At 62.5% G+C, this 224-nt stretch carries 1 protein-coding gene; it reads left to right on the top strand.

All coding sequences use genetic code 11. The features are described 5' to 3' along the window. The coding region (locus AU465_RS32655) for an IS66 family transposase zinc-finger binding domain-containing protein (protein ID WP_192257101.1) at window positions 1-224 on the top strand (224 nt) is incomplete at both ends.

Below are 224 nucleotides of genomic sequence, written 5' to 3'. Positions count from 1 at the left end.
AGGACGTCTCCGAGCGTCTCGACATCGTGCCCGCCCAGTTCCGGGTGATTGTCACCCGTCGAGCGAAGTATGCCTGTCGGGCCTGCGAAGAGGTGGTTGTGCAGGCGCCAGCACCGGCACGTCTCGTCGAAGGCGGCATTCCTACAGAGGCCACGGTGGCTCATGTTCTGGTGTCGAAGTATGCCGACCACCTTCCCCTATATCGTCAGGCCCAGATCTACGCC

The sequence above is a fragment of the Mesorhizobium silamurunense genome, from assembly GCF_014843905.1.
Lineage (GTDB): Bacteria > Pseudomonadota > Alphaproteobacteria > Rhizobiales > Rhizobiaceae > Mesorhizobium > Mesorhizobium silamurunense.
The sequence above is the reverse complement of the archived record's forward strand: the minus strand, read 5'-3'. Positions and strand labels throughout refer to the sequence as shown.